This is a genomic window from Neobacillus sp. GCM10023253 (assembly GCF_042653105.1).
GTDB classification, from domain to species: Bacteria; Bacillota; Bacilli; order Bacillales; family Cytobacillaceae; genus Neobacillus; species Neobacillus citreus.
The window spans coordinates 231,616-244,578 of record NZ_JBHSHV010000003.1 but is presented as its reverse complement, the minus strand read 5'-3'; the positions used below and the strand labels follow the sequence as shown (position 1 = coordinate 244,578).

The window sequence follows — 12,963 nt, the reverse complement described above, 5'->3', positions numbered from 1 at the left end:
TTTCTTACGCCTCCATTAACAATAGTTCTGGATCGTTCAACAATCGCTTGATATGATTTAGTGCATTCTGAGCAGTTGCACCGTCAATCATGCGATGGTCGAAGCTTAAGCTGATGGCTAATACAGGGGCTGCAACAATTTCGCCATTTCTAACAATAGGTTTCTCGGCAATTCGGCCAATTCCTAAAATAGCCACTTCAGGATGGTTAATGACTGGAGTAAACCATTGGCCTCCAGCAGAACCGATATTGCTAATTGTGCATGAGCCGCCTTTCATTTCATCAGGAGCTAGCTTTCCGCTTCTAGCCTTGTCAGCCAATTCATTAATTTCTTGTGAGATTGAGAAAACTGATTTACGGTCTGCATCCTTAACAACCGGAACTAATAGACCTTTTTCAGTATCAGCAGCAATACCAATATTAAAGTAGTGCTTATGAACAATTTCCCCAGCAGCATCGTCAATCGATGTATTAAAAACAGGGTATTCACGCAATGCACTTGTTAAAGCTTTTACGACATATGGAAGGAAGGTTAACTTGATGCCTTTCTGAGCAGCAACTTCCTTGAATTTTTTACGGTGGGCAACAAGCTTTGTTACATCCACTTCATCCATTAATGTAACATGTGGAGCAGTATGTTTGGAATTGACCATCGCTTTCGCAATTGCTTTGCGGATTCCGCTTAACTTCTCGCGGGTTTCCGGATATTGCCCTTGCGGAATTTGTGCAGCAGCTTTAGGTGATTCAACCGTTTCAGCAGTTTCAGCTGCAGGTGCTGCTGCTTGAGGTGCCGCTGCTTGTGCACCACCGTTTAAGAATGCATCAATATTTTCTTTTAGAACCCGGCCATTTTTACCTGTTCCAGCCACTAAACTGATTTCTACACCTTTATCACGTGCATATTTACGAACAGATGGCATAGCAATAATGCGTCTATTAGGATCCACATCAGCCTGCGGTTGTGCGGCTGCAGCTTCTTGTGGCTGTGCAGCAGGCTGAGATGGCGCTTCTGCAGGTTTCGTATCTGTAGAAGGTGCCGGCTGAGGAGCTGCTTGTGCTTCTGGCTGCGGCTGTTCTTCCGCATGGTCTCCCTTAAATTGTAAGTCTTCATATCCCGGTGCATCAAAAGTCACCAGAACTTGTCCTACTGTTGCTACCGTTCCTTCACCAATTAATACTTCAAGTACTGTTCCTTCAACAGGGGAAGGAATTTCTACTACAGCTTTATCGTTTTGAATTTCACAAAGGACATCATCTTCTTTTACCTGATCTCCAGGTTTGATGAACCATTTAACAATTTCCCCTTCGTGAATACCTTCACCGATGTCAGGCATTTTAAATTGAAATGACACTGGTATTCATCCTCCTATTTCGCTTGTGGTTTGCTTTTAGTATCAAGGGCAATAGGGAAACAGTTAAGCCCTATTTCCCTTTTCATTAAAATGTTAATACTTTTTTAGCTGTTTCAATTACGTCTTTATAATTTGGAAGCCATACAGACTCTGCTTGTGAGAAAGGATAAATAGTATCCGGCGCAGCCACGCGCAGAACTGGTGCTTCTAGGCTTAAAATTGCACGGTCATTGATTTCAGCCACTACATTGGCAGCAACACCGGCCATTTTTTGTGCTTCTTGAACGACAATCGCACGGCCCGTTTTTTCAACAGATGCAATAATCGTGTCGATATCAAGCGGGCTGATTGTACGTAAGTCGACTACTTCTACAGAATGTCCTTCCTTCGCTAACTCATCTGCCGCTTTTAAAGATTCGTGCACCATTGCACCATAAGTAATAATAGATAAATCAGTACCTTCACGTTTTACATCAGCTTTACCAAGCGGAATAGTATACTCTTCCTCTGGCACCTCTTGACGGAAAGCACGATAAAGCTTCAAATGCTCAAGGAAAATGACAGGGTCATTATCACGGATTGCTGAAAGCAATAATCCTTTTGCATCATACGGCGTAGATGGGACAACGACTTTTAACCCTGGTGTTTGTGCCATCAAACCTTCTAAGCTATCGGAATGCAGCTCAGGAGTGTGGACACCGCCGCCAAATGGAGAACGAACAGTAATCGGCATATGATAACGACCGCCTGAACGGTAGCGCATACGTGACATTTGCCCTGCAATAGAATCCATTACCTCAAATACGAAGCCAAAGAATTGAATCTCAGGGATTGGGCGGAATCCCGTCATCGCAAGACCAATTGCTAGTCCGCCAATTCCTGATTCGGCAAGAGGAGTGTCAAATACACGATCTTCACTAAATTCTTTTTGAAGGCCTTCTGTCGCTCGGAATACACCGCCGTTTACGCCAACGTCTTCGCCGAATACTAACGTTTTAGGGTCATTTTTCAATTCCGTACGAAGTGCATCAGTAATTGCTTGAATCATTGTCATTTGAGCCATGACTTACTTCGACTCCTTTGCTTGATATATTTCATTTTGTTCTTTTAAATTAACCGGCATTTCCTCAAACATGATGGATATTAAATCGGTAACCTTTTGTTTAGGAGCCGAATCCGCCTTTTTAATTGCCTCTTTAATATCTTCTTTTGCTTGGTCAATTACTTCATTTTCTTTTTCTTCACTCCATAAACCTTTCTTCTCAAGGAATTTACGGAAACGGACAAGCGGGTCTTTCTTTTCCCATTCATTATCAAGGTCAGCAGTACGGTAACGTGTTGGATCGTCACCAGCCATGGTATGTGGTCCATAACGATAGGTTAATGTTTCAATTAAGGTAGGTCCTTCGCCATTGATGGCACGATCACGAGCATCCTTTACGGCAGCATATACTGCAAGAGGGTCCATTCCATCGACTTGGATACCAGGGATTCCAGCAGCCATTGCTTTCTGAGCAATTGTTTTTGCTGCAGATTGCTTTTCAACTGGAGTGGAAATCGCAAATCGGTTGTTTTGAACTATGAAAATAGCTGGCGCCTTGAATGCACCTGCAAAGTTAATTCCTTCATAAAAGTCTCCTTGGGACGCGCCGCCATCACCTGTATAGGTAATCGCAACAGCCTTCGTGCCGCTCTTTTTAAGTCCTAATGCCACACCTGCTGTCTGCACATATTGGGCACCAATAATAATTTGTGGAGATAAAACATTAACTCCCTCAGGAATTTGGTTGCCATGAAAATGTCCACGTGAAAACAAAAATGCTTGGTAAAGCGGCAGTCCGTGCCAAATTAACTGAGGAACATCCCGATACCCAGGTAAAATATAATCTTCTTTTTCCAGAGCAAATTGTGATGCCAACTGGGATGCTTCCTGTCCTGCTGTTGGTGCATAGAAGCCCAAACGGCCCTGACGATTTAGGGAAATGGATCTCTGGTCTAAAATTCTTGTGTACACCATCCGCCGCATAAGTTCCTGCAGCTGCTCGTCTGTTAATGCTGGCATTGCGCCTTCATTAACAACTTCCCCTTCTTCATTTAAGATTTGGAATGTTTTAAACTGTTCTTCTGCTGCTTGGAGTGACTTAACTGCATCCAACGGCATATTTTTGGTTTGAGAAGCCATCGTGGTCACATCTTCCTTTCATTATTTAAATACTTATAATTAAAATAAAATCCACTACGTTAGGTTACCCAAAAAAGCTGGAAAATAGGGTATTCCAAATTTTTTCAAATAAAAATTCTGAACCTAACTGCCAAATATAATCTGTATTAATATCTCCAATAGAAAATATAATACAACATATCATTCCATAACCGAGTTTACACCATCCAATCTGAAGCGTCAAATCCTTTACACCATAATTTTTCAACACATCCATATTATTTATTTTTCACCCATTCTAATAACCTGTATTAACTTGCAATTAACATCTGTTATATAAAAAACAACATTTATCTGGAGTTGTTATAATATAGAAAAAAGCCAGCCTTTTTTTTGGCTGACTTTTTATAATGTCATTTATTAGATGATTTTATTCCTGCCTGTTTATAGAACGAAAGCTTTGTCGCATTGTATTCCTCCGTTAACTTGTTAAAACTTTCGTTTGCGGCAAGAACGTTTTTATACGTCTCATTTACTTTCATAACTTGGGCTTCCAGAGCATCTAGCGGAAGCTCTTTGTTTTTAAACATTTCATACAATTCTTTATCATTTTTTAATGCCTCGGAATAATTACTGTACAAGACATCATGCGCCCTATACCTTTGCATCATAATATCATACAGTTCATTTGCTAATTTCTTTTGTTCCGGGTCCTTTAACTGATCCTTTATTTTTTTCACTTTTTGAAATTCTTTTTCAGACTCTTTTAAGCTGTTTGTTTCTTTTTCCAAAAGCTCTTTTCTTTTATCCGCTGAGTCTAGCGCCTCATCGGATAGCTTTACAATTTGCTCATATTCCTTCATTCCTAGTTTTATGATTTGGTCATAAAGGGCTTTTTCTTTCTTTTCCAGAGAAACGAGTGGTTCCTGTTGTTCTTCAAACCCTTTCTCTTTTGCTACAACCTTTTCTAGGACATCATACATTTCCTTCGTTGGATCTTTTTCACTTGTGCAGCCCGATAATATCAAAATAAGAGCGAAAATAAACAGAGCATACCGTTTTCTTTTCATCTTAAAGCACCTTACTTTCCTTCTTATCACCCTCTACTATATCTTTACTTTGTTTATTTGACAACATACCCTTTTGTCGAGAAGGAAAGAACCATCACCGTTAACAAATCCCAAAATGTTTGATAGACTAATGAGTACATATGATTTTATTCGAACATAGGAGTGAAGGTTTATGTTAACGATGGATGATATCATTCGTGATGGACATCCCACTTTAAGGATGGCAGCAGCAGAGGTTTCCATGCCGCCAAGTGATGAGGATAAACAGATTCTTGCGAGTCTGTTAGAATATGTTATCAACAGCCAGGACCCTGAAATAGCGCAAAAATATGGTCTGCGGCCTGGGATAGGACTTGCAGCACCGCAAATAAATGTATCCAAACGGATGATTGCTGTTCACTGCACAGATGACAAGGGACAGCTTATCAGTTATGCTCTATTTAACCCCAAAATCATCAGTCATTCTGTTGAAAAAGCCTATTTACAAACAGGCGAAGGCTGTCTATCGGTTGATGAATCGATTCCGGGCTTTGTGCCGCGGTATGCCCGTGTCACTGTAAAAGGAACAAGTCTAACTGGCGAGGAAATTAAAATCCGCTTAAAAGGTCTGCCTGCTATTTGTTTTCAACATGAAATCGACCATTTAAATGGCATTATGTTTTATGATCATATTGATAAAAAGGACCCTTTAAAGCCAATTGAAGGGGCTAGCGCAATTGAACGATAATGAGGCTGTTTTAAGAACAGCCTTTTTTTTATGTTTGCTTCCCCCTTATTCCATGTTTATCCATGAAAAATTCAGCAATTTAACCATATAATAATAGTAAAAAAAGGCTCTTTCAAAAAATTTCAATTATCTGCCATCACCACCTTTACATTGGACAAGGATTGTTTAAAATAAGAAGTAAGGAGATGATCCACTATGTTAAAGAAGCTTAGGAAGAAGCTTTTAAAACAGTGGAAAGAATTACTCAGAAAAAAATCGATTGCCTAAACTTTTCGAGCCCTTCAAAGTTGCGAAGGGCTCCTTCGTTATTGTAAATTATTAAAACATGCTTTTTACATACATTTCATAATGAAACTAAGTTTTCCACTGAAAATAATGAAAAAGATGAAAATGTTTTATATAATAGAAAAAGTCATGATGAATTAAGGAGCGAGAATAATGTTATTTAAGGTCTATTTTCAAGAAAGCATTAACGAAGTCCCAGTTAGAGAAAATACAAAAACCATTTTCGTTGAAGGTGAATCAAAACGGGATGTTCTTTCTAAAATTGCGGAACGGAAATTTAATGTGGAATATGTTCAAGAGGTACAAGGAGCCTATTTAGAATATGAGCAGCAAAACGAAAACTTTAAAGTATTGGAGATTTGATAATTTATGAAATTTGTAAAAAACGATCAAGCAGCTGTTTTTGCCCTGGGGGGATTGGGTGAAATAGGCAAAAACACGTACGGGGTACAATTCCAAGATGAAATTATCTTAATTGATGCTGGAATTAAATTTCCCGAGGATGAATTATTAGGAATAGATTACGTCATTCCTGATTACAGTTATTTAGTTAAAAATGAAGATAAAATTAAGGGCTTATTCGTCACCCACGGCCATGAAGACCACATAGGTGGCATTCCTTATTTATTGCGCGAAGTCAATATTCCGATTTATGGAGGGAAGCTGGCGCTTGGGTTAATTAAAAATAAGCTGGAAGAGCATGGTCTACTGCGGAATGCTAAATTAATCGAAATTAAAGAAGATGATGTGATTAAGTTCCGGAAAACATCGGTTACCTTTTTCCGGACAACCCATAGTATCCCAGACTCCTATGGCATTGTCGTAAAAACGCCTCCTGGCCAGATCGTCCACACAGGTGATTTTAAATTTGACTTCACACCGGTCGGAGAACCAGCAAATTTAACAAAAATGGCAGAAATCGGCAAAGAAGGCGTGCTTTGTTTATTATCTGATAGTACCAATAGTGAAATTCCTGATTTCACTATGTCGGAACGTCGGGTTGGTGAAAGCATCGATGATATTTTCCGCAAGGTAGACGGACGAATCATTTTTGCTACTTTTGCTTCCAATATTCATAGACTTCAGCAGGTAACAGAAGCAGCCGTTACCTACGGCCGCAAAGTTGCTGTATTTGGACGGAGCATGGAAGCAGCGATTAATATCGGTCTTGATTTAGGCTATATTAGGGCACCGAAAGATACCTTCGTTGATGCTGGTCAGATTAATCGCCTGCCGGCTGATAAAGTAACCATCCTTTGCACAGGAAGCCAAGGGGAGCCAATGGCTGCGTTATCGAGAATCGCTAACGGTACACATAGACAAATTCAAATTATTCCTGGAGATACTGTGGTCTTTTCCTCATCTCCTATTCCTGGAAACACTATTAGTGTCTCAAGAACAATCAATAGTTTGTTTAGAGCGGGTGCCGAGGTAATCCACGGTAAATTAAGTAATATTCACACATCCGGTCATGGCGGACAAGAAGAACAAAAGTTAATGCTCCGATTAATCAAGCCGAAATTCTTTATGCCTATTCATGGCGAATATAGGATGCAAAGAATGCATGCTAAACTTGCCGTCGATTGCGGCGTGCAAGAAGAAAATTGCTTCATTATGGACAATGGCGAAGTCCTTGCATTATCAGAAAATACAGCTCAAGTTGCCGGAAAGATTCCATCAGGAAATGTATATATTGATGGAAGCGGTGTGGGCGATATTGGCAATATCGTTTTAAGAGACAGAAGAATTTTATCTGAAGAGGGCTTAGTAGTTGTTGTTGTCAGCATCAACATGAAGGAATTTAAAATTGCTTCCGGTCCAGATTTAATTTCACGTGGATTTGTTTATATGCGTGAGTCAGGGGACCTAATCAATGATGCACAAAATTTAATTACCAAGCATCTTAACAAGATAATGGAGCGGAAAACAAGCCAATGGTCAGAAATTAAAAACGAAATTACCGATACACTCGCTCCATTCCTATATGAAAAAACAAAGAGAAGACCAATGATTTTACCAATTATTATGGAAGTATAAAAAAAGGAACCGCTAGGCGGTTCCTTTTTTTAGCTAATAAGAAATTCAACTACGTCTCTGTCTTCGTCCTAACGGACTCGCCAATCGACGAGTTTTCATTTATTCCATCACTTTATGTTCAAACCGGTCTATATCATTGTCGGTGCCAATCACGATCAGTACGTCATTGACATTGATCATTTCGCCTGCATGAGGAGAAACAATGATATCCTCCCCTCTTTTGATGGCCACAATATTCAAACCGTATTTTTTCCGGATATCAAGATCCATAATGGTGTGGCCGCCAATTTTACCGTTTGCGACGATTTCAACGATACTATGTTCATCCGATAACTCAAGATAATCAACAACATTACTGGAGGTCATATTATGGGCGATTCTCCGCCCCATATCCCGTTCAGGATGAACAACATGGTCTGCGCCGATTTTTCTTAAAACCTTTTCGTGATAATCATTCTGCGCCTTTGCGGTTACGCGGCTCACTCCTAATTCTTTTAGAATTAGTGTGGTTAAAATACTTGATTGAATATCATCGCCAATGGCGACAATGACATGGTCAAAATTACGAATCCCTAAACTTTTTAAGACTGTTTCATCGGTTGAGTCGCCGACTACCGCATGTGATGCAATCATCGAAAATTCATTGACCCGTTCCTCGTTTACGTCAATTGCCAATACTTCCATTCCCTCATCTGTTAAGGTCCGGCAGATACTGCCGCCAAATCGGCCAAGACCAATGACAGCAAAACTTTTCTTCACAAACAATTCCCCCAGGAAATTCAATTAGATAACTGGTATTATTTTAACATCCATCATAATTTTTATATAGAGCGAAATTTCAGCGATTTAATCACGGTTTCTCTGCTGCTTTCTTTTTTTATAAATAACTATGCCCACTGCTGCTAATATGATAAATAGTATTATTATCGGCATATTGCCAAATATAAAAACGACCAACCCTGAAAAGAAGGATAACAACAAATTGGTACTCTTCATAAACTGTTTTTTTGTTTTTTCCCAAGTATTTAGTTTGTCCTTTTCAATATCAGGAACAACAATTTTATTTTCATAGAGAGTAATATTTACCGTTGAGAAAGATGTTTGATTTTCGAGATATTTCATTTTCCCTTGTATAGTTTCGATTTCCTCTTGAACAGCCGCTAAATCTGCAGAGATTTTTAAAAGGTCTTCTGTCTTAACTGCCCCATTCATAAAGGAAAGAAGACGTTCCTCCACGACCCGTTTGGATTTTAGCCTTGACTCAAGGTCGACATATTCCTCGGTTACATCCTGACCGGTAATATTCCGCTGGAGCACTTCAACTGCTTGCCCCTCTGCATCGTGCAAAAAGTCCTGGAAATGTTTTTGCGGGATTCTTATCTTCATATGTCCGCTGATTTGTTCTTTTCCGGCTCTTGCGACATTGGACTCAGCGATATAGCCGCCATATTGGGCTGCTTTTTCTTCAAAAGTCCGGACAGTCCGGTCAAATTTCTTTACACGGAGTTCTAAGTCTGCCTGATAGATGACCATTTTACTTTGAACCTCTATGCTTACCGTTTCAGCAGCCTTATTTGCGGTTGATTTGTCACTAGCAGATAAAGAGGGTTTCTCAGCACTGCCCGAACCTGCAGAATCCATTTGTGCTATGTTTTCCACATTCATTTTTCCACTTTCACTTTTGCTATTGTTCGAGCTGCAGCCTGTCAGTATAACCATCAATGTCATAATAAAAATGATGAAAAGTTGTATTACCTTTTTCATATCTTAAGACACCCCTTTTTTTATAAAATAGTCCATTTTATACACTGACGATTTTATAAGGGGATGGTTACATCTTTTCCTTCTGATAAAAAATAAAATACGGTGCGTGATTAAAACAGATTCACAAGATTTATTCTGTTTTCTCTAATTCACTCAACACCCGGTTAATTCGTTTTTCGAGCATTTTTAGGCCGCTGCCTCCGGCTTGGAAATGGCGGAGCCTGCCTTCTTTGTCAAACACATAGTAGGCAGGAACATATTTATTTTCAAAAGCAGCTGTCAATTTATGTTCGCTGTCGACAAAAGTCGGCTGGGTGATGCCATGTTCAGCCGCAGCCTGTTTGATATCTTTAATATTTAAATCATTCTCTGACCTTGGCATATGAATTGAGACAACATTCAATTTTTCCTTGTATTGGTCGCGAAATTGATTAATCTGCGGCATAGCTTCTTTACAAAGATGACAGCTGATGGACCAAAAATGAAATAGGGTCGGCTTTTCACCAACTAACTCATCCTTAGTTACCTGACCATTTAGCCACTCAGCCTCCCCCTCTAACTCGGGCATTTCCTCCCTTAGCTTCATCTCTTTTCCCTCCTATGAAATAGACCTAACACGAAGGTTAGGTCTAGCTAAAGCATGCTTTATGATTGATTACCTTTTAAGGCAATATATTTTGTGATCACCCTTACCGCAACATCGATTGCCTCTTCACTTGGTGTTAATTTGGCATGATGCAGTCCGTAGGGGGAATCGACACCGAGCCAAAACATAAATCCAGGAATTTCTTTCAGCATGTAGCCATAATCTTCCCCTGTCATAGCTTCTTTACATTCTACGAATTGAACCGCATCAGCTTCTTTTATAAAATTTATAAATTCCCTGGTCAATTCCTCGCTATTATACACCTGATGGTACATAGATCCGTAGTCAATTACTGCCTCACATTCAAAACCGGCTTCAATTCCTTTTACAATCGCTTCAATCCGATGCTTGACCTTTTTCATCGATTCCGGTGACAATGTTCGGATTGTCCCCTCTAGCCTTGCTTTCTCGGCAATAATGTTTTGAACAGTTCCTCCGGTGATTTTTCCAATCGTGATCACGGCACTATCTAATGGGTTAACATTTCGAGAAACAATGGTTTGCAGCTGATTAACAAGCTGGCAAGCAGCAATGACCATATCATTGGTTTGATGCGGATAGGCGGCATGACCTCCCTTTCCCTTCAAATCAATAAACAGTTCAGATGTATTTGCAAACAATAATCCTTCTTTCACAGCGATGGTTCCGACTGGATACTCGGGTGCAATATGAAGTGCAAGAATCATATCTGGCATCCATTCTCGCATTTCCTCTGTCCTTAACATCGGTTCGGCACCGCCAGGACCTTCCTCAGCAGGCTGAAAAATAAATAATAAATCGTCATCAATTGGGTTTTCTACAAAAAAGGTCAGCACTCCAAGTGCAATGCTCATGTGAAAATCATGCCCACAGGCATGCATTTGCTCGCTGTGCTGTGAAGAAAATGGAAGACCCGTTTCCTCTGTAATGGGAAGACCATCAATGTCGGTCCTATAACCAATTGTTTTTTTCGAGTTCAACCCTGAAACCTTGACAAAGAGGCCAGTTTTCCATTTTTTTATGGCAACCCGCTCTTGGGGTAATGAATGTATGTAAGCTAATAAATAGGCCTGAGTTTTATATTCTTGAAACCCGAGTTCAGGAATTTGATGAAGATCACGGCGAATTTTAACAAACGGATTCATGATTACCACTCCAATCTATGCAGAAAGCGTGGAACAATTCCACGCTTTTTTGTCTTAATTATAATTGACGAAGTGCGTCTAAAATCTCTGTTTTGGATTTTGTTTGCTCGTCAATATCTTTAATTTTTCTTGCCGGCGTTCCTGCAACCACTGTATTTGGAGGAACGTCTTGGGTAACAATTGCTCCGGCAGCGACAACCGAGCCTTTTCCAACTGTTACTCCTTCAAGAACTACGGCGTTAGCGCCAATTAAAACATCATCTTCAATAATAACCGGTTTTGCTGATGGCGGCTCAACCACTCCAGCCAATACCGCACCTGCACCAATATGACACTTCTTACCAACTGTAGCCCTGCCGCCAAGAACTGCGTTCATGTCAATCATCGTTCCTTCACCAATTACAGACCCAATATTGATGACGGCCCCCATCATGATAATCGCATTATCGCCAATCTCTACTTGGTCACGAATAAAAGCACCTGGTTCAATCCGGGCATTAATATGCTTCATATCCAATAAAGGAATGGCTGAATTACGACGGTCGTTTTCAACAACAAAATCTTCAATTTTTGCCTGATTTGCCTCAAGAGCAGCGCTGATTTCAGACCATTCACCGAAGACAACCCCGGTATTACCATTAATGAATGCTTTTGCATTTGCACCAAAGTCAATGCCTTCAAGCTCGCCTTTTACATAAACCTTTACTGGTGTTGATTTTTTGCTATTTTGGATAAAGGATATAATTTCATGCGCATCCATCATTTTCATCTTCTAAATCCCCCTATACTTGTACTAAAAAATACTTTAGCAAACAAAAGCGCTGAAAACAAGAAAAACATATGCTTTATTTAAGATTCCGAAACATATTCTTTAATCAACTCTACAAATGCTTGTACTTGTTTTAATTGAAAAGCCGACTCATATCCAAGAAGCCACGTATCACGGCTTAAAGGTTCATTTTTTTCATTCACAAGGGGAATTTTGCAAATATCTTTTTCTGCCTTCGTTAAGGTAATTCCAGGCAGGATCGCATAGCCAATTCCGTTAAATGCCATTTGTTTGCAGGTTTCAATTTGGTCAACGATAACGGTCCTTTTCGGCGTTGTTTTAAAGTTCCGCATCCACCAATCCTGTATCTCTTGGTAATAATTAGAGTCACTCTTAAATTGGATAAACGGGCGGTCTGTATCAAGGACTTGATCTGGATTGGTGATTTCTCTATCCACCAAATACAGCGGATCATGAAACAGGTGTACCTTAACCCCTTTCCAATCAGGTGTACCGCGAATAATGCCAACATGGACCTGATCATCATACAAACAGTTTAAAATCTCACTGCTCCAGCCTGTTACTAGCGAAAGCTTTACTTGGGGATATTTATCGATAAATTTCTTAAGAACTTGCGGCAGCCAGTTTTGTCCGACAATGGAGGCTACAGCAATTTTTAAAGTACCCGATACGCCCTCTTGCAGGGAGTAAATTGTTTCCCGCACCTTTTCCTCTTTTTTCAGGACCTCGTTTACAAAGGCTATCACATGTTCACCGGCAGGGGTCAGCGCTAATCCTTTTTGTGAGCGGATAAAAAGCTTAGTCCCCCAATCCTTCTCGATGGTTTGCAGACGCTGTGAGAGGGCCGGCTGGGAAACAAACAGCCGTTCCGAGGCTTTGCGCATATTCATTTCCTGTGCCAAAACAGACAGTAGTTGGAATTCCGACAATGATGACACTGTTTTCTCCCCTCCTTTTTCCTTTTTCACCTGCAAAAAATAGCCCCCAAAAAAGGGGGCCCTGCTTTTC

Annotated in this window: 13 protein-coding genes; 3 read left to right on the top strand and 10 right to left on the bottom strand. The window is 40.1% G+C overall.

What is annotated here, in order from left to right; genetic code table 11:
- Positions 1-4: 4 nt before the first annotated feature.
- The 4 genes from ACFPA1_RS01590 to ACFPA1_RS01575 form a co-directional block, all read right to left on the bottom strand.
- The gene (locus ACFPA1_RS01590; RefSeq protein WP_213140890.1) at positions 5-1,351 is read right to left on the bottom strand and encodes a dihydrolipoamide acetyltransferase family protein; all 1,347 of its coding nucleotides are present in this window, start codon (positions 1,349-1,351) and stop codon (positions 5-7) included.
- An 85-nt stretch (positions 1,352-1,436) separates the two neighbouring features.
- On the bottom strand, positions 1,437-2,414 hold the full coding sequence (locus ACFPA1_RS01585) for an alpha-ketoacid dehydrogenase subunit beta (protein WP_213140891.1): 978 nt from the start codon (positions 2,412-2,414) through the stop codon (positions 1,437-1,439).
- Positions 2,415-2,417: 3 nt separating this feature from the next.
- Complete coding sequence (pdhA, locus tag ACFPA1_RS01580) at positions 2,418-3,533, bottom strand: pyruvate dehydrogenase (acetyl-transferring) E1 component subunit alpha (RefSeq protein ID WP_213140892.1); 1,116 nt, start codon at positions 3,531-3,533, stop codon at positions 2,418-2,420.
- A gap of 392 nt (positions 3,534-3,925) precedes the next feature.
- Entirely contained in the window at positions 3,926-4,582 is a 657-nt protein-coding gene (locus tag ACFPA1_RS01575) for a YkyA family protein (RefSeq protein WP_213140894.1), read from the bottom strand.
- 172 nt (positions 4,583-4,754) lie between these two features.
- On the opposite strand from ACFPA1_RS01575, the gene def reads away from it, so the two are divergent.
- The 3 genes from def (at position 4,755) to rnjA (ending at position 7,631) form a co-directional block, all read left to right on the top strand.
- The gene (gene def, locus ACFPA1_RS01570; RefSeq protein WP_378580987.1) at positions 4,755-5,309 is read left to right on the top strand and encodes a peptide deformylase; all 555 of its coding nucleotides are present in this window, start codon (positions 4,755-4,757) and stop codon (positions 5,307-5,309) included.
- A 438-nt stretch (positions 5,310-5,747) separates the two neighbouring features.
- Positions 5,748-5,957 (top strand): DNA-dependent RNA polymerase subunit epsilon, encoded by a 210-nt coding sequence (locus ACFPA1_RS01565; protein ID WP_213140896.1) that lies wholly within the window; start codon positions 5,748-5,750, stop codon positions 5,955-5,957.
- A 6-nt stretch (positions 5,958-5,963) separates the two neighbouring features.
- Positions 5,964-7,631 carry a ribonuclease J1 gene (gene rnjA / locus ACFPA1_RS01560; protein WP_213140897.1) on the top strand — a complete coding sequence of 556 codons (1,668 nt, stop codon included), beginning with the start codon at positions 5,964-5,966 and terminating at the stop codon, positions 7,629-7,631.
- A 99-nt stretch (positions 7,632-7,730) separates the two neighbouring features.
- Here the strand turns inward: rnjA and ACFPA1_RS01555 are convergent, their stop codons facing one another.
- The 6 genes from ACFPA1_RS01555 to ACFPA1_RS01530 all read right to left on the bottom strand — a co-directional run bounded on the left by ACFPA1_RS01555 (position 7,731) and on the right by ACFPA1_RS01530 (position 12,923).
- The gene (locus ACFPA1_RS01555) at positions 7,731-8,390 is read right to left on the bottom strand and encodes a potassium channel family protein (protein WP_213140898.1); all 660 of its coding nucleotides are present in this window, start codon (positions 8,388-8,390) and stop codon (positions 7,731-7,733) included.
- 87 nt (positions 8,391-8,477) lie between these two features.
- Positions 8,478-9,395 (bottom strand): DUF4349 domain-containing protein, encoded by a 918-nt coding sequence (locus tag ACFPA1_RS01550; RefSeq protein ID WP_378580984.1) that lies wholly within the window; start codon positions 9,393-9,395, stop codon positions 8,478-8,480.
- A 130-nt stretch (positions 9,396-9,525) separates the two neighbouring features.
- On the bottom strand, positions 9,526-9,981 hold the full coding sequence (locus tag ACFPA1_RS01545) for a TlpA family protein disulfide reductase (RefSeq protein ID WP_378580982.1): 456 nt from the start codon (positions 9,979-9,981) through the stop codon (positions 9,526-9,528).
- A 59-nt stretch (positions 9,982-10,040) separates the two neighbouring features.
- Positions 10,041-11,165, bottom strand: coding sequence for an N-acetyldiaminopimelate deacetylase (locus ACFPA1_RS01540; RefSeq protein WP_378580980.1), 1,125 nt, complete (start codon positions 11,163-11,165; stop codon positions 10,041-10,043).
- A 58-nt stretch (positions 11,166-11,223) separates the two neighbouring features.
- Entirely contained in the window at positions 11,224-11,934 is a 711-nt protein-coding gene (dapD, locus tag ACFPA1_RS01535; RefSeq protein WP_378580978.1) for a 2,3,4,5-tetrahydropyridine-2,6-dicarboxylate N-acetyltransferase, read from the bottom strand.
- Between the two features lie 80 nt (positions 11,935-12,014).
- Positions 12,015-12,923 carry a LysR family transcriptional regulator gene (locus ACFPA1_RS01530; RefSeq protein WP_378581847.1) on the bottom strand — a complete coding sequence of 303 codons (909 nt, stop codon included), beginning with the start codon at positions 12,921-12,923 and terminating at the stop codon, positions 12,015-12,017.
- Positions 12,924-12,963: the final 40 nt, after the last annotated feature.

What these genes read in the sequence shown, in the direction of transcription:
- ACFPA1_RS01585 (WP_213140891.1), bottom strand. Translation starts at nt 2,414, where the DNA reads ATGGCTCAAATGACAATGATTCAAGCAATTACTGATGCACTTCGTACG.
- def (WP_378580987.1), top strand. Translation starts at nt 4,755, where the DNA reads ATGTTAACGATGGATGATATCATTCGTGATGGACATCCCACTTTAAGG.
- ACFPA1_RS01565 (WP_213140896.1), top strand. Translation starts at nt 5,748, where the DNA reads ATGTTATTTAAGGTCTATTTTCAAGAAAGCATTAACGAAGTCCCAGTT.
- rnjA (WP_213140897.1), top strand. Translation starts at nt 5,964, where the DNA reads ATGAAATTTGTAAAAAACGATCAAGCAGCTGTTTTTGCCCTGGGGGGA.
- dapD (WP_378580978.1), bottom strand. Translation starts at nt 11,934, where the DNA reads ATGAAAATGATGGATGCGCATGAAATTATATCCTTTATCCAAAATAGC.
- ACFPA1_RS01540 (WP_378580980.1), bottom strand. Translation starts at nt 11,165, where the DNA reads ATGAATCCGTTTGTTAAAATTCGCCGTGATCTTCATCAAATTCCTGAA.
- ACFPA1_RS01550 (WP_378580984.1), bottom strand. Translation starts at nt 9,395, where the DNA reads ATGAAAAAGGTAATACAACTTTTCATCATTTTTATTATGACATTGATG.
- ACFPA1_RS01575 (WP_213140894.1), bottom strand. Translation starts at nt 4,582, where the DNA reads ATGAAAAGAAAACGGTATGCTCTGTTTATTTTCGCTCTTATTTTGATA.
- pdhA (WP_213140892.1), bottom strand. Translation starts at nt 3,533, where the DNA reads ATGGCTTCTCAAACCAAAAATATGCCGTTGGATGCAGTTAAGTCACTC.
- ACFPA1_RS01545 (WP_378580982.1), bottom strand. Translation starts at nt 9,981, where the DNA reads ATGAAGCTAAGGGAGGAAATGCCCGAGTTAGAGGGGGAGGCTGAGTGG.